The sequence below is a fragment of the Bacillus sp. BACIII genome (assembly GCF_057836745.1).
In genome coordinates this window covers 3590300-3608868 of record NZ_CM174437.1, presented here as the reverse complement: position 1 = coordinate 3608868, position 18569 = coordinate 3590300, and the positions used below count along the sequence as shown (strand labels likewise).

Here is an 18569-nt window from a genome sequence, read left to right as displayed (position 1 = left end):
TAAAATAAAAAGGAAAGGAGACATACAATGACACTGCGGATTAAAGTATATACTGATTATGTATGTCCGTTTTGCTTTGTCGGCAAAGCGGCGTTTGAAGAAGCAATCAAGGACAAGGACGTACAGGTGGAATGGATGCCGTTTGAATTGCGTCCGAGCCCCTCACCGAAACTTGATCCGGTAAATGATCCCGCCAAGCGGCAGATGTGGAAAAATTCAATTGAACCGATGGCGCGGTCTTTAGGCGTTGAGATGACATTCCCCCGCGTATCACCGCATCCCTACACGGATTTGGCGTTTGAAGGTTTTCATTTTGCGAAGGAACATGGGAAAGGAAGCGAATACCATACACGCGTTTTTCAGGCATTCTTTCAGGAAGAACAAAATATCGGTGACATTGACGTGCTGACAAAGCTCGCGGAAGAAGCCGGACTTGACGGCGTCGCGTTCAAAGAGGCGCTTGAGACAAGAGCGTACAGGGACATGCAGCGGGAAGCGCTCCGCCATGCCTATGAGGAAGCCGGCATTACGGCAGTGCCGACGTTTATCATCGGCGATGAAAGAATCCCGGGCGTCGCGGGAAAGGAAACTTTTGAACAAATCATTGAACGGGAATTGAATAAACGTTAATCCGTAAAAAGCCCTCTTTGCATCAGCAAGAGGGCTTTCCCATATAGTGTTGGACAAATATTTGTCTGTCCGCTTCATACGCCGCGGCGTCAAAGGAGTCACCGCAAAAATGAAGGCACCAAGGGTCTTTCTGGCAGGCGACGCCGACTTGATAGCCGTGTTTTTGAAATTCGAGCGACTGTGATGTGTCGTAAAAATGAAAGCTCCGAAACAAATCCTCCCGCCACTCGCACGTCATATTGAGCGGCCATTAACAATCCGTCAATGGCGTCAGCGGGCATAAACAGTCGGTCTTCATCATCGTTTTCGAATTCAAGCGGATGGCAAGCATTCCCGCGGTATTCAATCACTTTCCCCATCCGCTGCCCGCTTTCCCGCCAAATGCCGTTCGGCGGAAGTGTTTTGCAGCCCGCGACACCGAGAAGACCGAGCTCACGATGAGATTGAAAGATATGAAGCATGTCTCGCAGGAAATGCTGATGAATGATAAATGTATCCTGATGCAGATAAATTTTATATTTGGAAGGGTGTTTCAGCGCTTTGTTGTAGGAGGAGGCCATGCTTTCTGAATCGTATATCGGCATGATATCAACGGAATGTGAAGGGGGGACGGTAAGCTTCAGAATATGGTTTTTGCATCGGGAGTAGAGCGACTCATCATTCACGCAAATGACAAACAGAAATGAATGTGCATTCATTACATGCTCCTCTCGGCCTCAATCACGTATTGATAGGCCGATGCTTCTGTCAGAAAATCATGTCTTATGCCAAGCTGTACGCATACTTCGTGCAATGAGGCGATGGCCCGGTGATAAGAGGGATGATCAACGCGGATCGCCTCAATGCGTTTCACCTCATAGCCTGCCGCTTTAAATAATGAAAGAGTTTCTTCCCGGGTAAAAAAACGCAGGTGGGTCTGATCCATTAACCCGGCGTCCCTGTAAGTCCATTTGCCGGCTAAAAGCTCCAGCACCACTGAGATGTGGCCGACATTCGGTATGCATGCAAGCACCGTGCCGTCTTTTTTTACATACGGGCGAAGCTTTTTCAGCACTGACCACGGGTCGACAAGATGCTCCAGAACGTCTCCGAACAGCATACAATCGAATTGTTCTGATTCGTACGGAAGAATGGCGGATTCAATGTCGCCGCAAAGCACATGGCTCAATTTGCTTTCCGCCTTTTTTGCTGCTTCGGGAAACGCTTCAATGCCGTAAACCGTTATTCCGCGGTCTTCAATCGCCGCGCCTAAATTGCCCGTGCCGCAGCCGACATCGAGCACTGTCCGCCAGTTTTTGTCTATTTTGTTTAATAAATAAGGATTCAGGCCTTCGTAGTAGCTCTGTTTTTTTTCATCATAATAGGGATTCGTATCCATCCGTGTATCACCTCATAAATGGGCATAATACACAAGATATGCAGCGGGGGGATCTCAAATCACCATGTTTGGCTGTTCAGGTAGCGGAATGGGGGCGGGAATGGTTGTCCGTTCACGGTTTTGTACTCTGATTCCCCTCTTAAGATGGCAGTGTTCCTTTGAAAACTCGGGTGAAAGGATCCGCCTGTAAATCTTACTGCTGGCGGATGGTGTTTTTCATTGATGTTTTTTTCTTCACCGCTTTTTCAGTATTTAAGAATCGCCTTACATCGTCAATGTGCAAACCCATGATTCTAGCTTCTTGAATTAACAATTGCCAATCTTGATCTATATTCTTCATTACATGAGTTTTCATAAGAACCTCCAATTGAAAAAATGATTTGCCCAGCTACAGCAGCCAATGTGTAACAAATATCACACATAGTTGGCCGGTAATCCCAAATTGAAGATGAATTCACCTACCTATTCCCTAAAAAAATGACTGAAATAACCAAAATCCTTCAAGAATTCTTACATATAATAATAAACAAATAAATACTGACTGGATAGTATGTAAATAAAAATAAATCATATGACCTATTAACATTTACCCTTTGATCGTCGACTAGCATATTCTTTTTGTATAAAAAATACCGCAAAAGAATGATTCGGTGTAAGATAAAGTGAATGATCAAACAGCTGGGGTAAAAAATGAAAAAAAACAAATTTCAAATTAAGAGAGAAGAAACATTTGAAAGTTTTATTGACGCAGGCCTTCATCTCCTGATTGACAGAGCTTACGATTCAGTCTCAATCGATGACATCAGTAAAGCGGCGGGGTTCAGCAAAGGCGCGTTTTACGTTCATTTTGAAAGCAAGGAAGATTTTCTGAAGCATTTGTTAGACAGGCGTCAGATTAAAAAAAGGATCATCACGGGCTATCTCGACGAAATAGAAAAGCAAACAGCGCGGCCGTTGACGCTTTGTGAAGCCGCGGCAAGCACAGCAAGCCTGTTGATGAGGTTTGTAAACAGCAAGCCTGCCTGGAATGTGGTGTCTTTTGCCGTTCATATGCCTACTTACAAAGTCGTCAGTGAATATGAAGCGTATATCCGCCTGTATAAGTTATGGATAGAAGAAAGCGCCATGTACATAAATTGGCTCAAATCGAGAAATTTAATAGAAGACCATATAGATACCGAGCATACCGCTAAAATAATGTGCGCGCTCATCGACGGGATGATCAAGCAATCCAATGTGCTGGGAAGGCCCGTTACTTTCCGCAGCATGTTTGACGCGCTCTATGTTTTTGTCAGCGGCAGAAAATCAGGGTAACGTTCTTCTTGATTTGACAAAAGGTTTAGAAAAGTTTTTCAGAAAGCGAGGAACTGCCATGCGTTACAGAGAAATTATGATGTATATCATTATGGGCGTGTTCACGACGATCGTGAACATCGTCAGTTTTTACATTCTGACGGCGGTATTTGAGATGGATTACAAGGCGGGGACCGTCGCCGCTTGGGTTCTGTCCGTTCTATTTGCATATGTCACGAATAAACTGTATGTATTTCAGCAAAAAACTGCGGGGATGCGGAGTCTGATGAAAGAATTGACTGCCTTTTTCAGCGTGCGGGTTTTGTCTCTCGGCATAGATCTCGCGATGATGATTCTTTTGGTCAGTCAATTTCACATGAACGAAACGTTGGCGAAAATCGCCGATAACGTCATCATCGTAGTCGTCAACTATGCTGCCAGCAAGTGGATTGTTTTCAGAAAAGCAAAAGAAGGGGGCGTGTCATAACAGTTTCTTTCCGCGTCCGGGGAGAAAGAGTAACGGTGAAAGGGGCTGCGTATGAAACACAAAATAAAGAAAGCGTTTGCTGATGTATTCGGGGAATCGGAAGGCCTGCGTCTTTTCTTTGCGCCCGGCAGAGTGAATCTTATCGGGGAGCATACAGATTATAACGGGGGCTGCGTCTTTTCCGTGCGCGCTGACGATCGGTACATATGCAGCCGTCAGAGAAAGAGGGGACAGGCTCGTCAGAATGTACTCTCACAATTTTAAGGAAGCAGGCATAAAAGAATGCAGTCTCGATGATATCCGCTATCAGAAAGAGGACGGGTGGGCCAATTATCCGAAAGGGGTCATGGCGGAATGCCTCCGCAGCGGTTTTTCCCTTCCGCACGGTTTCGATATTGTGTTCTGGGGCAATATCCCGAACGGCGCAGGGCTGTCATCATCAGCTTCTATTTGAACTTGTCACGGCGGTCATTCTCAAGGAATGTCATGAGCTTGATGCGGATATGCCCGATTTGGTGAAACTGGCCCAAGCGGCGGAAAATTCCTTTATCGGCGTCAGCTGCGGCATTATGGATCAATTCGCCGTCGGGATGGGAAAGAAACATCATGCGATCCTGCTGAATTGCGGAACGCTCGTCTTTGAATATATTAGACTCGGGATGTCGGGACTGTCGATCGTGATTGCGAATACCAATAAAAAACGGACGCTTGCAGACTCAGGCTATAATACGAGGCTCAAGGAGTGCCGGGAAGCGCTTTATGATCTGCAGAAGCACCTTTCCATTCAGTCGCTGGGGGAGCTGTCTCCCTCCGCTTTTGATTCCCATGCGGAGCTGATTCAGAATGAAGTGAACAGGCGCCGGGCGAAACACGCAGTCTATGAAAATTACCGCACCAAAAAGGCGGCCGGCATGTTCAGTAACAATCAGCTTCATCACATCGGCGAATTAATGAGGGATCCGCATCTCTCGTTACGCGATGATTACGAGGTGACAAGTTTTGAGCTGGATACACTGGCTGAAGCGGCCTGGCGCCACGAGGGGGTTGTCGGGTCAAGGATGACGGGAGCCGGTTTCGGAGGCTGTATGGTCAGTATCGTCAAGGATGATGCGGTTTCAGATTTTATTGAAACGGCAGGAGCCTGCTATGAGGAACAGACCGGGGGAAAGGCCGATTTTTATACAGCGGACATCGGAGCCGTAGCGAGAGAACTAAGGGGGGATGACGATGGCGATTGAGCGGCATGTGGAACGTTTAATCCGGTACGGACTGCAAAAAGAGCTGATTTCCTTTCTTGATATTGAATATACAAGAAACCGTTTATATGAAACTTTGCATATCACCCATCCGGCGCCGTCAGCACGGACGGAAAATGAATCGGATGCATCTCTGCCCGACATACTGGCCCCGATTTACGAATGGGCAGCAACAGGCCGGATTGCAGCCGATACAGACACATATCGCGATCTGCTGAGCGCGAAGATCATGGGCTGCTTTGCCCCGCAGCCGTCTGAGATTGTCCGGCGCTTTGAAGAAACAAAAGCGGTGCACGGGCCGGAGCAGGCGACAAAGGCATTTTACCGATTTTCAGAGGATGTGTATTATATCCGTTCGGACAGAATTCAGCGGAATATCGGGTGGACGGCTGAGACGGCTTACGGAAAGCTGGATATCACGATCAACCTTTCAAAACCTGAAAAAGATCCGAAAGCAATTGCCGCTGCCAAAGAGCAGCCTCAATCCGAGTATCCGAGATGTGTTCTCTGTAAAGAAAACGTCGGGTACGAAGGGAGGCCGGATCACCCCGCGCGTCAAAACCTTCGCGTCATTCCGGTGATTCTCGGCGAGGAGCAGTGGTTTCTGCAATTTTCTCCGTATGTGTATTACCGGGAGCATTGCATCGTATTGAAAGACCGGCACGAACCGATGAAGATCAGCAAAAAAACGTTTGACAGGCTGCTGGCGTTCGTCAGCCAGTACCCTCACTATTTTCTCGGTTCCAATGCTGATTTGCCGATTGTCGGCGGCAGTATTTTAAGCCACGATCATTTTCAAGGCGGCGATCATGAATTTCCCATGGCGCAGGCGGAGACAGAAAGCCGTTACAGGCTGCCTGATTATCCGAAGACGAAGATGGGCATTGTGAAGTGGCCGATGTCGGTCATCCGTCTGCAAAGCGAGAGCGCATCTGAGCTATCTGACGCGGCGGACACCATCCTGCGGGCATGGCGCGGCTATACCGATGAAGCGGCGGATATCCTCGCTTATTCAGGGGAAACACCGCACAATACAATTACGCCGATAGCCCGGCGGAGAAACGGTTTATTCGAATTAGATCTCGTCCTCAGAAATAACCGCACCTCTGATGAACATCCGCTGGGAATTTTTCATCCCCATCAGGAAGTTCATCATCTGAAAAAAGAAAATATCGGACTGATTGAGGTGATGGGGCTGGCGATTCTGCCGGGGCGTCTTGAAGAAGAGATGAAACGCACGGCTGAAGCGCTGTGCTCACCGGACCCGGATGCGGCCTTGACGGCCGATCCTTCTGCGGCCAAGCATAAAGATTGGGCGCTCGGCGTGCTGCATAAGCGGAAGGTAACGAAAGAAAACGCGGAACAGATTCTAAAAGAAGAAATCGGCCATGTCTTTGCGCGGATATTGGAGCATGCCGGCGTCTTTAAACAGACAGAAGAAGGCAGAGCGGCTTTCCGGCGGTTTATCCGCCATTTGGGCGCTCTACCGGAAAAAAGCCTCATCCCTTAAGGGACGAGGCTTTTTTTTATCCTCTGCTTCTGGCGATCAGGCTGAACAGGAATACCACGATCGCCGCTCCGATGATTGCCGGAATGATGGCAAAGCCGGCAAGGTGAGGGCCCCATGTGCCGAGCAGGCCGTGTCCGATCCATGCGCCGATCAGACCTGCGATCATTGACCCGATAATCCCCCCGGGCATACTACCTTTTACAAATAAACTTCCGATCCAGCCGATAATAATGGCAACAATCAGAGATACGATAAAACTCATAAATATCACTTCCTATTTTTTATAGTTATGCCTATATGATTCCTTCGTTTTGTCTATATTAAACATATGAATGTGTTTTTTATAATGAACATATCAAGGCGTGTTCCGGTCTTTTTTTTCCCTATGCGTTGCGTTAAAATGGAAACCGTGTGAAAAGGTGAGAGCAAAGGAAAAAATATTTTCTTTGTGGAATGGTTAACAAAATGAAACTTTTTGTTGACCCGCGATTTTTATTGTGGTAAACCTTTATTTGGTATTATTCGTTCTCACTATCTTTTTTTCTCTATATATGCTAAATGATCTAAAACTTTTTACGTTTGATTTACGCAAGTGAAAAAAGTTCATGCATTTTTTGACGATTTTGTGACATTAGGGCGAAAAAAAGATGAACTTTAGAAAAAAATAAAGCTAATAAGGGCAGATTTTGATAGCATAACAAGGTAGATAGAGAAAAGATTTTGAGAAAGTACATTTCAGATTCACTACATCAATAGGAAGGATGGTGATCTTCTTGTTCAGAGCATTTAAACCGTTACTTTTATTAGCGATGTTGGCTGTTGTTTTCGTACTGGGCGGATGCAGCGACATTTCCGTGTTAGATCCGAAAGGACCTGTAGCAGACCAGCAAAAAGATCTGATTCTCTTGTCAATCGGATTTATGCTGTTCATTGTCGGCGTCGTATTCGTACTATTTACAATCATTTTAGTGAAATACCGCGACCGCAAAGGCAAAGACAGCGGAAATTACAAGCCTGAGATGCACGGCAACACGTTCTTAGAAGTAGTCTGGACAGTGATCCCAATTTTAATTGTCATTGCACTTTCTGTGCCTACCGTACAGACGATATATTCGTTAGAAAAAGCGCCTGAAGCGACTAAGGATAAAGAACCGCTTGTCGTTTATGCTACTTCGGTAGACTGGAAATGGGTATTCAGCTACCCTGAGCAGGATATTGAGACGGTAAATTACCTGAACATTCCTGTAGACCGTCCGGTATTATTTAAAATTTCTTCAGCCGATTCAATGGCGTCGCTATGGATTCCTCAGCTTGGGGGACAAAAATACGCGATGGCGGGGATGCTGATGGATCAATACTTACAGGCTGACAAAGTGGGAACATATGAAGGCCGCAACGCGAACTTCACCGGCGAACACTTTGCCGACCAGAAATTCAACGTAAAAGCTGTTACGCAAAAAGACTTTAACAGCTGGGTGAAAAAAGCCCAAAGCGATTCTCCAAAGCTGACGAAAGAGAAGTATGACGAACTGATGCTTCCGGAGAATGTCGGTAAATTAACGTTCTCTTCTACACACTTAAAATACGTTGACCACGGCCAAGATGCCGAATATGCGATGGAGGCGCGCAAACGCCTTGGCTACAAAGCCGTATCACCGCACTCTAAAACAGATCCGTGGGAAAATGTAAAGAAAAACGAATTTAAAGTATCCGACGATAAACAAGATTGAAATTGAACAAGAAAGGAGGAAGCCCGAATGAAATTGAGATGGGATGAATTTTTTGTAACAGGTGACCCATTAATTCTGGGCGCACAAGTTTCCATTGCGCTTTCCACTATTGCTATCATCGTTGTACTCACATACTTCAAAAAGTGGAAGTGGCTCTGGTCTGAATGGCTTACGTCTGTAGACCATAAGAAACTTGGAATCATGTACATTATCTCTGCTGTTATCATGCTGTTCCGCGGCGGGGTAGACGGCTTGATGATGCGTGCCCAGTTAGCGCTTCCTAATAACAATTTTTTAGACTCAAACCACTATAATGAGATCTTTACGACTCACGGTACGATCATGATTATCTTCATGGCGATGCCGTTTTTAATCGGTCTGATCAACGTTGTCGTACCTTTACAGATCGGTGCGCGCGACGTAGCATTCCCGTACTTGAACAACCTGAGTTTCTGGACGTTCTTCGTAGGTGCGATGCTATTCAATATTTCTTTCGTTATCGGGGGTTCTCCGAACGCAGGCTGGACGAGTTACATGCCGCTGGCAAGTAACGACATGAGCCCTGGGCCTGGTGAGAACTTCTACCTGCTCGGTCTTCAGATTGCCGGTATCGGTACGCTGATGACGGGTATCAACTTTATGGTGACAATCCTGAAAATGCGTACGAAAGGCATGACGCTGATGCGTATGCCGATGTTCACATGGACGACGCTGATTACAATGGTTATTATCGTATTCGCCTTCCCTGTTCTGACAGTGGCATTGGCGCTCTTATCATTTGACCGTTTGTTCGGCGCTCACTTCTTCACGCTGGAAGCCGGCGGTATGCCGATGCTTTGGGCTAACTTATTCTGGATTTGGGGACACCCTGAAGTTTATATCGTTATCTTACCGGCATTCGGTATTTTCTCTGAAATTATTTCAGCTTTTGCAAGAAAGCAGTTATTCGGTTACAAAGCGATGGTCGGCTCTATTATCGCCATTTCCGTCCTGAGTTTCCTTGTATGGACTCACCACTTCTTCACAATGGGGAACAGTGCGTCTGTTAACTCTTTCTTCTCGATTACAACGATGGCGATTTCGGTTCCGACCGGGGTTAAAATCTTTAACTGGCTCTTTACGATGTATAAAGGCCGAATCAGTTTTACAACACCGATGCTGTGGGCGCTTGCGTTCATCCCGAACTTCGTTGTCGGCGGGGTAACAGGGGTTATGCTCGCGATGGCTGCAGCGGATTATCAATACCATAATACGTACTTCCTTGTATCTCACTTCCACTATGTGCTGATCGCGGGTACGGTATTTGCGTGTTTCGCAGGATTTATTTTCTGGTATCCGAAAATGTTCGGCCACAAGCTGAACGAAAGAATCGGAAAATGGTTCTTCTGGATCTTTATGATCGGATTTAATGTATGTTTCTTCCCTCAATACTTCCTGGGGCTGCAAGGTATGCCTCGCCGTATTTACACTTACGGGCCGAATGACGGATGGACTGCATTAAACTTTATTTCAACTGTCGGAGCCTTCATGATGGGTGTCGGATTCTTAATCCTTTGCTACAACATCTACTACAGCTTCCGCTACTCTACTCGCGAGATCAGCGGAGATTCATGGGGCGTGGGACGTACGCTTGAGTGGGCGACTTCATCTGCGATTCCGCCGCATTACAACTTTGCGGTGCTTCCTGAAGTGAAATCTCAAGATGCGTACCTGCAATTGAAAGAAGACAAAGTGGATATTCATCCGGAAAGCAAATTCAAGAAAATCCATATGCCGCACAACTCCGGCAGACCGCTTATTATGTCAGTCGCGTTCGGTATTGCAGGCTTCGGACTTGTATTTGAATGGTTCTGGATGGGCATTGTCGGCTTGATCGGCATTCTGCTTTGCATGGTGCTTCGTTCATTTGAATATGACAATGGCTACTATATACCTGTTGAGGAAATAAAAGAGACGGAAAGAAAGATTTCCGAATAAAGGAGGCGTGATTTATGGAACATGCAGAACACGGCAATTCTAACGCGCCTATGGAATATCAATCTGAAACCGGCAGACTCAATATTCTCGGGTTTTGGATCTTTTTAGGGGCAGAGATTGTGTTGTTCTCAACACTATTTGCAACCTTCTTCGTTCTTCAAAGAAGAACAGCAGGAGGAGTCTTACCGGCTGAATTATTTGAAGTGAAGCTTGTCATGATCATGACATTCCTGCTTCTGATCAGCAGTTTCACCTGCGGGATCGCTGTTCATGAAATGCGTCGCGGAAGTTTAAAAGGCGTCGTCATTTGGACGATCATTACGCTTCTTCTCGGCGCGGGCTTCGTCGGATGTGAGCTTAACGAGTTCATCCACTATGTACATGAAGGAGCATCTCTCGGTACAAGTGCTTTCTGGTCTGGATTCTTCGTCCTTCTGGGAACGCACGGAACGCACGTAACGATCGGTATCTTCTGGATTACCGGCATCTTACTGCAATTGAAGAAACGCGGATTAACGCCGCAGACGTCTTCAAAAATCTTTATCTCAAGTTTATATTGGCACTTCTTAGACGTTGTTTGGATTTTCATCTTTACAGGCGTCTATCTCATCGGATTGGGGGGACTATAATATGGCAAACAAATCTGCTGAACACAGCCACTTTCCGTGGAAGCATATCGTAGGTTTTGCGTTGTCTATTATTCTGACCCTGCTGGCCCTTTGGGTTGCGGTATATACGGAATTAAGTCCATCAGCAAAACTCTGGATCATTTTCGGATTCGCATTTATTCAAGCCGGCCTGCAGCTTCTCATGTTCATGCACATGACAGAAAGCGAAAACGGCGGAATCCAAGTCGGAAACACGCTCTTCGGATTTTTCGGAGCGATTGTCATCATCCTTGGTTCCATCTGGATCTTTGCGGCGCACTACCAACACGGTGACCATATGGATGGAAACCCTCCAGGCGGTGCGAAACAACATTCCGAACATCAGGAATAAAAAGAAACCCTCTTCGTTCAGGCGAAGAGGGTTTTTTGTGCCTTTATCGGCTTCTTCTCCGGCGCAGGCGCGGAAGACCGTAAATGATAAAGGCGGCGATATGGGCAACGATGACGTTGACGGCAAACAGGATAATCATGAGTGTGTGGCCGAGAGGGGATAGACTGCTGGTTGCGTAAAAGTAGAAGAAAACCCACATTAAAATGATTGGCGGTATGGCCGAGAGGGCCACTTTTTTGTTATCCAGCCAGATAAAGAGGGGTGTTGCGCTTGCGACCAGTAAATAAGCAAAAAACATGTCCATCTTACATGTCTCCTTTCATTTTATGGTAACGTTTCCAAAATGAAATACAGAGAATAAAATGTGTCTGTTTTGTGGTCGTTTTTTGAACATTTTGTTACAATTATTATACCATGTTTTCCAATTTTTGATACCGCTTTTTCGAGAAATGTATTGCAACTATTGCCTCATTTTTGGATAGGTACAAGAAACCGGAAAGGCCAAATACCCTGTCACATTTCCATACAATGGTGTGGCGCAGGCTGTGAACCTTTGCTATGGTCAAAGAAAATATGCACAGCAAGGGTGGTTGAAGTGCACGTAAGGAAGGAAAGAAGATGTAACAGCGCCGGATGTCATTGCGCTTTTGCAGGCGCATCTGAAGAGCATGACCCTGCATTCTCCCCCGGAGAGTATACACGCGCTCAATGCGGACCGCCTGCGCCAGCCTGACGTGACGTTTTGGAGTGCGAGGGAAGACGGCGTCCTGCTCGACTGCGGCGCCTTAAAGGAGCTGAACAGCCGGCACGGTGAGGTGAAATCAATGAAAACCTCTCCGCAGCATGTCAGAAAAGGCGCGGCCAAACGAATCCTTCACCATATAATTGAAGAAGCAAAGCGGAGAGGCTATCAGCGGATCAGCTTGGAAACCGGTTCTATGGATGCTTTTCTCCCCGCCAGACGCCTGTATGAAAAAACAGGGTTTCAATATTGCGGACCGTTTGCGGACGACAATGAAGACCCGAGCAGTTTGTTTATGACATTAAACATGAGATGAAACCCCTTTTCTGACGAGAAGGGGTTTTTTATCGGAAAAGTTTCATCATGACCGAAACATTTCCTTTTCTGACACGTCATATGTCGTGTAGTCCCCAAACCGTAAAAAGAAACAACCTCATCATGTTTTCTTGAACGGTGTTCATGTATAATAAACAATAGTGACTTCCGATGAAAATGTAAGGCGGGATAGAATGAGTCGATATAAGAAACAGCAAAATCCCTATTATCAGGGGGATTTGATTTTTATATTTGGTGTGTTTTTAATAATTAGTGTTGCGGCGATTTATGCAGCCGGACAGTTCGGGCAGTATGGAAGTGATGCCTGGATGAGACAGATCGTCTTTTATGTCATCGGAGCCGGTCTCATGGTCGGTATTATGTATTTTGATTTAGAGCAGCTTGAAAAACTGAGTCTGTACGTATTAATTGCCGGCGTGCTTTCACTGCTTCTTTTGCGTGTCGCACCGGAATCCATCGCCCCGATTAAGAACGGGGCAAAAAGCTGGTTTAAAATCGGAAGCTTTACCCTCCAGCCATCTGAGTTTACGAAAATAGGAATTATGATGATGGTCGCGTCCATTATATCGAAGGCAAGCCCGAAAGATCAAAGATCACTTCGGGAAGATGTGAATCTGCTTTTGAAAATTGCGGCATGGACAGTGATTCCGATCGGCCTGATCGTTTTGCAGGATGCCGGAACGGGAGCGATCTGTCTGTTTATCGTTATGGTGATGGTGTTTATGTCGGGTGTGAACTGGAAGCTGATCACCATTATCGGCGGTTCGGCCGCGCTTGTGCTTGGCCTTTTCTTAGTGCTGGTAATTGAATTTCCCCATGTGGCGAATTCAATCGGCATTGCGGATTATCAAATTAACCGGATTACATCGTGGATGTCTGACTCCAGTGCGGCAACGACTCAGGCAGAGAGCGATAAAAGCTGGCAGGTGGATCAGGCCGTTATGGCGATCGGATCGGGCGGTATTACCGGAAACGGCGTTCATAATCTGAAAGTGTACGTGCCTGAGGGACAAACCGACTTTATCTTTGCGATTTTGGGTGAAAGTTTTGGGTTTTTAGGCTGTGCCATTGCGGTTGTCATGTTTTTCTTTTTAATTTACAGGCTTGTGGTGCTGATTGACCGTCTGCATGCGTTTAACCGGTTTGGCGCGTTCTTTTGCGTAGGATTTACTGCACTTATCGTGATTCACACCTTCCAGAACATCGGGATGAATATCGGCATTATGCCGGTTACCGGAATTCCGCTTCTGTTTGTCAGCTATGGAGGGAGCTCGGTGCTATCTACATTGATCAGCTTCGGGATTGTATATAACGCAAGTGTGCAGCTGACGAAATATAAAAGTTATTTGTTCAATTCATAATGTCAGACGGCTCGTTTTTCGGGCTGTCTTTTTTTGTTCAGAGCATTTTGCTTTTGGCATGATTCCCTTTGGGATATGATATATAGAGAAGGGGGCTTTTATATGAACAATACCATCGAAACCATACTTAATCATCGGTCGATCCGATCATTTACTGACGAGCTGCTGACAGCAGAAGAGATAGATACATTAGTGAAAAGCGCGCAGGCGGCGTCAACGTCCAGTTACGTGCAGGCTTACTCCATCATCGGCGTAACCGATCCGGAGAAAAAGCAAAAGCTGGCGGCGCTGGCCGGAAATCAGCCTTACGTCGAGAATAACGGGCACTTGTTTGTGTTTTGCGCTGATTTGTACCGTCATAAAAAACTTGCTGAAGAAAAAGGCGAAAACATTACAGAGCTTCTTGAGAATACGGAAATGTTTATGGTCAGCGTCATTGATGCCGCACTTGCCGCCCAAAACGTAAGTGTTGCCGCAGAATCAATGGGCCTTGGCATTTGTTACATCGGAGGCATTCGGAATGAACTTGATCAGGTGACGGAAGTGCTCGGTACGCCTGACCATGTGCTGCCGCTGTTCGGTCTGGTAGTCGGCCACCCCGCTCATCCGTCAGGTCAAAAGCCGCGTTTGCCGAAACAAGCCGTATATCATGAAAACACATACGATACGAATGAAGAAAACTTCCGCAGTTATATGAAGGAATATGATGAAACCATCTCCGATTACTATGATAAACGGACAAACGGCAAGCGGGTTGAAACATGGTCTGATCAAATTCTGCAGTTCATGAAACAAAAACCGAGAACGTATTTAAATCAATATGTAAAAGATAAAGGTTTTCAAAAAAATTAAGAAAAAACTTCTCCTGACGGGAGAGGTTTTTTTTATGTTTCACGTGTAACATATTTCGACAAAATGGAACAAGGTATATAAATGTTTAGCATCAGGGATGCTTATAAGCATACAGAAAGAAAAAACGGCCTAGCAGTGGTACGATGTTGAGGAGGTGACAGTGATGATTTCATTAAGTATATTAGATCAATCTCCTGTATCAGAAGGGAGTACTGCAGAGTGTGCGCTGCGGGATACAGTGAGGCTCGCGCAGGAGGCGGAGAAACTCGGATATAAGAGGTTTTGGGTGTCAGAGCATCATTTTTCAGAGCGGTTGGCGGGTTCAAGCCCTGAAGTGCTGATCAGCCATATTGCGGCGAAAACGAACAGAATCCGTGTAGGCTCGGGCGGTGTCATGCTTCCGCATTACAGCGCATATAAGGTGGCGGAGAATTTCCGCGTGCTTGAAGGTTTGACGCCGGGCAGAATTGATCTCGGATTGGGACGGGCGCCGGGCGGAATGCCGATCGCGTCATGGGCGCTGAATGACGGCGGGAAGCGGAATGCTGATCAATACCCGCGGCAGATTCGTGAGCTGGCGATGTATTTGCATGATACAGCCGACGAAAATCATCGTTTTCCGAATCTGACGGCATCACCCCTTATTAAGACGGCGCCGGAAGTCTGGCTTCTCGGTTCTTCGGGGGAAAGCGCGCTTCTGAGTGCAGAAAATGGAGCAGGCTATATGTTTGCCCATTTTATTAATGGAGAAGGCGGAGAAAGCACGACGGCACAATATAAGCGCCGATTTAAACCTTCTGTATTAGGAAAAGAACCAAAAACGGCCGTGGCGGTATTTGTACTGTGCGCGGATACTGAAGAGAAAGCGGAGGAACTCGCGGCCGTCATGGATTATACGCTTCTTGCGGGTGAACAGGGGATTCCGCTTCAGGGCGTACCGTCTTACGAAACCGTCCGCGGCAATACGTATACACCGTATGAACAAAGACGAATTGCCGATAATCGGAATCGAATGATCATCGGAACAAAGCAGCAAGTGAAAGAACAGATTCTGGCTCTCAGTAAAGCATATGGAACGGAAGAAGTGATGGCTGTGACCATTACTCATCAGTTTGAAGATAAACTTCAGTCGTACCGGCTGCTTCGCGAAGCCTTTGCCGAATGATCAAAAAGAAACCCTGCTGATGCTTCAGCAGGGTTGTTTGGTTATTCAATGATAAAAGGTTTTTCAGTCAGCACCTGGCTTGATTTCCCTTTGTTCGCGGCATAGGCCAGCATGTAATATTCTCCTGCCGGCAGTGCGGTGTCACCATTGACCTTGCCGTTCCAGTCGAAATATTGATAGCCTTTATCCTGCTTTTTGTAAATGCCGGCTTGGCCGACAAAGTCAAGATTGCTGTCATATACAAGGAAGGCAAGCTCTTCGGCTCCCGCCGGAAGATAAGTTTCAATTTGGTAGGTTCCTTGTGTTGTGCCGTCCTGCACGTCAATTGACGTCACGCGCGGATAGTCCGGCTCTTTTACAATCAGCAGCGTCGGCACTTTTGCGACTGTTTTTCCGCCTTCACGCACTGTGACTGTTCCCTCATAGGTGCCTGCCTTTACTTTTTTGGCATTGACCTTTACCTTCGTATTGACTTTTCCGGTTTGATGAGCGGGGATCACGACCCGGTCTGTGCCCGAAACGGTAATGCCCGTGCCGTTGAAAGAGTACTCGAGCTGATATGATTTTCTGATGGATGATTGGTTTTCAATCGTAAAGGTTTCTTTTTTCGTTTCATTGCCTTTGTCTTTCATAAACGTTCCGTAAGAATAGCTTCCCGGGGCGACAAGGGAGTCTGCTTTGATCGCCTTCATGATTCTGATGCTTCCGGCACCTTGCGCATTATGCGGGTATACATCACCGTCCGCGTCCGTTAAGGTGTCTGCCGTATTCATGAGAGCGGCTTTTATTTGTTCCGGACTCCATTTCGGTTTGGCCTGCTTGATGACGGCAGCTGCGCCGGCTACGTGCGGGGAGGCCATGCTCGTTCCCTGCTTCGATCCGTAGCCGTACGGGTTGGCCGGATCATGCGTCGGAATGGTGCTGACGATGTTTACGCCGGGAGCTGAGACATCCGGTTTAATCATCCATGTGTCCATAACAGGACCGCGAGACGAGAAGTCTGCCATTTGTTCAGTGAGCGATTTAGCCACTGATAAATGGAATGTCGCTTTTGTGCTGCCCGCTTTTAATTGGCTGACGAGCTTTTCGCCGTCTTCTGATGAAAGCTTAATGGTCGGCACGGACATGCCCGGTACGTTGGCTTCAATTTCTCCCGGGGCATTGTTATACACAACCATACCGATCGCGCCCGCTTTTTTGGCGTTGTCGGCTTTATCCACAAAGGCGATGCTGCCCCGTTTGACGACTGCGACTTTTCCTTTCAGATCTTTGCCTTCAAAATCCTTTTGCTCGCCGATACCCGCTTCTATGAGCTCTGTTTCTTTTTTATTCAGTGCTTTTATGTCATCTTCTTTGTTATAGCCCATCACTTTCGCTGAGGAATAAGAACCGAAGGAGACGGCGTATTCATTCAGCGGCAGCTGTGTCGCTCCGACGGAGATGGCTTCTCTGGACGTTCCCGGTGAGCCGACGGTCCAATTGTTCGGACCGCTGTTTCCGTTTGATGTAACGGCCGTGACGCCTTCTGACATCGCCCAGTCAAGCGCCGTGCTTGTCGCCCAGTCCGGGTTATTCACAGAATTGCCGAGCGAGAGGTTCATGACATTCGCTCCGTCCTGTACGGCGCGTTCGATACCGGCGATGACGTTCTCAGTTGTTCCGCTTCCGCCCGGACCGAGCACACGGTAAGCAAGGAGTGTTGCATCGGGCGCGACGCCTTTAATCGTTCCATTTGCGGCTACTGTGCCCGCGACGTGAGTTCCGTGGTCAGTCGCCGCGCCTCTCGGATCACCGGACGGCGTTTCTTCAGGATCGTAATCGTTATCCACAAAATCATATCCTTTATATTGTCCAAAATTTTTCTTTAAGTCAGGGTGTTTATATTCGACGCCCGTATCAATAATGGCAACTTTGACGCCTTTACCCGTATAGCCGAGCTTCCACGCGTCATTTGCCCCGATATAAGGCGCGCTGTCATCCATCTGCGGAGACACGGCATCCTTAGCAAGGGTGATGTCTTTATCTTTCAGCTGATCGGTATGATAGGTGACATTCGGATAAACCGCTTTGACATCCTGATCACTCAGCAGTTTCGGGATTTCATTGGCCGGGAGTTTCATGGAGAAACCGGAAAACACTTGCTCATATTCCCTGTTGATCTTTCCGTGTTTAATGGTTTTGAGCGCTTTGTTTTTTACTTTTGCGCGTTCGCTTTTCAGCTTGCTTTTTGATTGTGTTTTACCGAGTTCCTTTGCTTCCGCCAGTGACTTTTCCTTCAGCTCTACGATGACCGTCGTTTGTTTGCCGGTGGTCATATCAATGTCACCGAACACCTCTGCCTTCTCAAGATCAGGAGCTTGAGATTTTGAAGCCGGCGCCGCCTGTGAACTTGTGGATAAGGTAAAGGATAAGACAAAAGCCGGAAGAAGATAACGGATGATTCCTTTTTTCAATCGTGTTTCCCCCTTTTTCTTTATCTAAATTAGAAATATAGTATATATTTCTCGAAAATTCAAAATATTCCTTGTGACATAGGACTCATTTCTGGAAATTGGTCTGTGAATATGGAGGGAGTTATACACAGAACCCTGTGTATAACTGAATAAATTTGTGTATATATATTGTTGGGAACGAATGTTCCTATACAAAATATAGATCATATTTGTGGATATGTGGATATCACCTGTGTTTAAGCTGTGCTTAACCAAGGGATAAATTGTGTATAACTTTTTTAACCGCTTCTCCATTTTTCAGGTCATTTCCATCAGCTTTCAACAAAACTTCTGAAAACTAGTTTGTTTTTTCACTCATATTGTGACAAACAATTCGCCCGGCCGCGTCTATCATAGAGTC

Annotated in this window: 20 protein-coding genes and 1 pseudogene; 15 read left to right on the top strand and 6 right to left on the bottom strand. The window is 46.6% G+C overall.

What is annotated here, in order from left to right:
• Positions 1 to 27: 27 nt before the first annotated feature.
• A complete protein-coding gene (locus tag ACXN9U_RS17815; RefSeq protein ID WP_060963967.1) occupies positions 28 to 630 on the top strand; it encodes a DsbA family oxidoreductase in 603 nt (200 codons plus the stop codon).
• A 22-nt stretch (positions 631 to 652) separates the two neighbouring features.
• Here the strand turns inward: ACXN9U_RS17815 and ACXN9U_RS17810 are convergent.
• The 3 genes and pseudogenes from ACXN9U_RS17810 to ACXN9U_RS17800 form a co-directional block, all read right to left on the bottom strand.
• Positions 653 to 1328 (bottom strand): annotated as a pseudogene (locus tag ACXN9U_RS17810) (glycosyltransferase family protein).
• Positions 1328 to 2008 (bottom strand): class I SAM-dependent methyltransferase, encoded by a 681-nt coding sequence (locus ACXN9U_RS17805; protein WP_060963968.1) that lies wholly within the window; start codon positions 2006 to 2008, stop codon positions 1328 to 1330. The pseudogene ACXN9U_RS17810 and the gene ACXN9U_RS17805 overlap by 1 nt, the downstream one beginning before the upstream one ends.
• A 193-nt stretch (positions 2009 to 2201) precedes the next feature.
• The gene (locus ACXN9U_RS17800) at positions 2202 to 2363 is read right to left on the bottom strand and encodes an anti-repressor SinI family protein (RefSeq protein WP_060963969.1); all 162 of its coding nucleotides are present in this window, start codon (positions 2361 to 2363) and stop codon (positions 2202 to 2204) included.
• A 335-nt stretch (positions 2364 to 2698) separates the two neighbouring features.
• Here ACXN9U_RS17800 and ACXN9U_RS17795 point away from each other — a divergent pair, with 335 nt between their 5' ends.
• From ACXN9U_RS17795 to galT, 6 genes are all read left to right on the top strand, one after another.
• On the top strand, positions 2699 to 3322 hold the full coding sequence (locus ACXN9U_RS17795; protein ID WP_060963970.1) for a TetR/AcrR family transcriptional regulator: 624 nt from the start codon (positions 2699 to 2701) through the stop codon (positions 3320 to 3322).
• A gap of 79 nt (positions 3323 to 3401) precedes the next feature.
• Positions 3402 to 3788 (top strand): GtrA family protein, encoded by a 387-nt coding sequence (locus tag ACXN9U_RS17790; protein ID WP_489202511.1) that lies wholly within the window; start codon positions 3402 to 3404, stop codon positions 3786 to 3788.
• A gap of 51 nt (positions 3789 to 3839) precedes the next feature.
• Entirely contained in the window at positions 3840 to 4052 is a 213-nt protein-coding gene (locus ACXN9U_RS17785; protein WP_489201991.1) for a galactokinase family protein, read from the top strand.
• Positions 4033 to 4242, top strand: a complete 210-nt coding sequence (locus ACXN9U_RS17780; protein ID WP_489201990.1) for a GHMP family kinase ATP-binding protein — start codon at positions 4033 to 4035, stop codon at positions 4240 to 4242. Before ACXN9U_RS17785 ends, ACXN9U_RS17780 begins: the two co-directional genes overlap by 20 nt.
• Positions 4184 to 5026 carry a galactokinase gene (galK, locus tag ACXN9U_RS17775; protein ID WP_489201989.1) on the top strand — a complete coding sequence of 281 codons (843 nt, stop codon included), beginning with the start codon at positions 4184 to 4186 and terminating at the stop codon, positions 5024 to 5026. The genes ACXN9U_RS17780 and galK overlap by 59 nt, the downstream gene beginning before the upstream one ends.
• Complete coding sequence (gene galT / locus ACXN9U_RS17770; protein WP_489201988.1) at positions 5016 to 6554, top strand: UDP-glucose--hexose-1-phosphate uridylyltransferase; 1539 nt, start codon at positions 5016 to 5018, stop codon at positions 6552 to 6554. The genes galK and galT overlap by 11 nt, the downstream gene beginning before the upstream one ends.
• 16 nt (positions 6555 to 6570) lie before the next feature.
• Here galT and ACXN9U_RS17765 read toward each other — a convergent pair whose 3' ends face one another.
• Positions 6571 to 6816: a GlsB/YeaQ/YmgE family stress response membrane protein gene (locus ACXN9U_RS17765; RefSeq protein ID WP_014419187.1), complete on the bottom strand. Its 246-nt coding sequence runs from the start codon at positions 6814 to 6816 to the stop codon at positions 6571 to 6573.
• 502 nt (positions 6817 to 7318) lie between these two features.
• On the opposite strand from ACXN9U_RS17765, the gene qoxA reads away from it, so the two are divergent.
• The 4 genes from qoxA to qoxD are packed head-to-tail and all read left to right on the top strand — an operon-like array spanning position 7319 to position 11260.
• Complete coding sequence (gene qoxA, locus ACXN9U_RS17760) at positions 7319 to 8284, top strand: cytochrome aa3 quinol oxidase subunit II (protein WP_012118744.1); 966 nt, start codon at positions 7319 to 7321, stop codon at positions 8282 to 8284.
• A 27-nt stretch (positions 8285 to 8311) separates the two neighbouring features.
• Positions 8312 to 10261 (top strand): cytochrome aa3 quinol oxidase subunit I, encoded by a 1950-nt coding sequence (qoxB, locus tag ACXN9U_RS17755; RefSeq protein WP_060963973.1) that lies wholly within the window; start codon positions 8312 to 8314, stop codon positions 10259 to 10261.
• 14 nt (positions 10262 to 10275) lie between these two features.
• Positions 10276 to 10890, top strand: a complete 615-nt coding sequence (gene qoxC, locus ACXN9U_RS17750) for a cytochrome aa3 quinol oxidase subunit III (protein WP_013354030.1) — start codon at positions 10276 to 10278, stop codon at positions 10888 to 10890.
• Between the two features lies 1 nt (position 10891).
• Positions 10892 to 11260, top strand: coding sequence for a cytochrome aa3 quinol oxidase subunit IV (qoxD, locus tag ACXN9U_RS17745; protein ID WP_016937521.1), 369 nt, complete (start codon positions 10892 to 10894; stop codon positions 11258 to 11260).
• A gap of 43 nt (positions 11261 to 11303) precedes the next feature.
• Here qoxD and ywcE read toward each other — a convergent pair whose 3' ends face one another.
• A complete protein-coding gene (gene ywcE / locus ACXN9U_RS17740) occupies positions 11304 to 11564 on the bottom strand; it encodes a spore morphogenesis/germination protein YwcE (protein WP_060963974.1) in 261 nt (86 codons plus the stop codon).
• A gap of 364 nt (positions 11565 to 11928) precedes the next feature.
• Here ywcE and ACXN9U_RS17735 point away from each other — a divergent pair, with 364 nt between their 5' ends.
• From ACXN9U_RS17735 to ACXN9U_RS17720, 4 genes are all read left to right on the top strand, one after another.
• Positions 11929 to 12318, top strand: a complete 390-nt coding sequence (locus tag ACXN9U_RS17735; RefSeq protein ID WP_489201987.1) for a GNAT family N-acetyltransferase — start codon at positions 11929 to 11931, stop codon at positions 12316 to 12318.
• 193 nt (positions 12319 to 12511) lie between these two features.
• The gene (locus ACXN9U_RS17730) at positions 12512 to 13699 is read left to right on the top strand and encodes an FtsW/RodA/SpoVE family cell cycle protein (RefSeq protein WP_060963976.1); all 1188 of its coding nucleotides are present in this window, start codon (positions 12512 to 12514) and stop codon (positions 13697 to 13699) included.
• Between the two features lie 102 nt (positions 13700 to 13801).
• Positions 13802 to 14551, top strand: a complete 750-nt coding sequence (nfsA, locus tag ACXN9U_RS17725; protein WP_047475928.1) for an oxygen-insensitive NADPH nitroreductase — start codon at positions 13802 to 13804, stop codon at positions 14549 to 14551.
• A 163-nt stretch (positions 14552 to 14714) separates the two neighbouring features.
• The gene (locus ACXN9U_RS17720) at positions 14715 to 15716 is read left to right on the top strand and encodes an LLM class flavin-dependent oxidoreductase (protein WP_489201986.1); all 1002 of its coding nucleotides are present in this window, start codon (positions 14715 to 14717) and stop codon (positions 15714 to 15716) included.
• Positions 15717 to 15757: 41 nt separating this feature from the next.
• Here the strand turns inward: ACXN9U_RS17720 and ACXN9U_RS17715 are convergent, their stop codons facing one another.
• The gene (locus ACXN9U_RS17715; protein ID WP_489201985.1) at positions 15758 to 18169 is read right to left on the bottom strand and encodes a S8 family peptidase; all 2412 of its coding nucleotides are present in this window, start codon (positions 18167 to 18169) and stop codon (positions 15758 to 15760) included.
• Positions 18170 to 18569 lie beyond the last annotated feature (400 nt).